At 59.7% G+C, this 873-nt stretch carries 1 protein-coding gene and 1 pseudogene; both read left to right on the top strand.

The window, feature by feature from the left end:
• Positions 1 to 576 (top strand): CHC2 zinc finger domain-containing protein (locus AAAU26_RS00065; RefSeq protein ID WP_349180842.1); only part of this gene is annotated, 576 nt, incomplete at its 5' end.
• A 73-nt stretch (positions 577 to 649) separates the two neighbouring features.
• Positions 650 to 873 (top strand): annotated as a pseudogene (locus tag AAAU26_RS00060) (DNA primase family protein); the annotation flags it as partial.

The raw sequence follows: 873 nt of genomic DNA, 5'->3' as shown, positions 1-873 counted from the left end.
GCCATCACCGTTCGGCAGGTGGGAGAGATGTACGGCATGGAGCCCGACCGCCATGGCATGGTGTGCTGTCCGTTCCACTCCGACAACCACCCCAGTATGATGCTGAACGAATCCTACTATTACTGTTTCGCTTGCGGGGCCAATGGAGATGCCATCGACCTCACCGCCAAGCTGTTCGACCTGAACCCCCGGCAAGCCGCCGAGAAGCTGATACACGACTTCGGGCTTGACCCGGATAAGCCGCCCGCCAATGCCATCGCTCTGCCGCCGCCCAAGCGTGGCCTGACAGACGAGCAGTGGGCAGACATCGCCTACTGCCTGCGGGTGCTGACCGATTATCTCGACCTGCTGCACGACTGGCGAGAGCGCTACAAGCCCACCACCCCGGAGGAGCCGCTGGACGAGCGGTTCGTGGAAGCTCTCCACATGACCGAGACCGTCGAGCACCTGACGGACTGCGTTGCTTTTGGGACGCCCCAGCAGAAGGCCGCTGCCGCTGCACGGCTGCTGTCCGGGTCGTACCTGCTGATGCTGGAGGAGCGCACCGACCGTCTTGCTCTGGCGAAGTGCGCCTAATAGTTTATTCACCCGAAGTGGTGGGTCTCACCGTGAGCCCCACCACTTCACTTTTCTAAAGGAGAACCACCCTATGAAGAAAAACATTTCCCGCAACCCCTTATGGCCGGACTGGTACAACGGCAAGAAAATTGACGAAGTCCAGTTTGGCCGTGCCTTTCTGGAACAGTGGCCGCTGAAATGCGTCAACGGAACGCTGTACACACTGGACGGCCCGGTAGAGGACGAGAGCGAGATCAAGCAGCGCATCTTGGAGAACATCGAGGAATATGTCACCTCCGGCCTGTCCAAAAAGGT

It is taken from the genome of Faecalibacterium longum (assembly GCF_040094125.1).
Classification (GTDB): domain Bacteria; phylum Bacillota; class Clostridia; order Oscillospirales; family Ruminococcaceae; genus Faecalibacterium; species Faecalibacterium longum.
The sequence above is the reverse complement of the archived record's forward strand: the minus strand, read 5'-3'. Positions and strand labels throughout refer to the sequence as shown.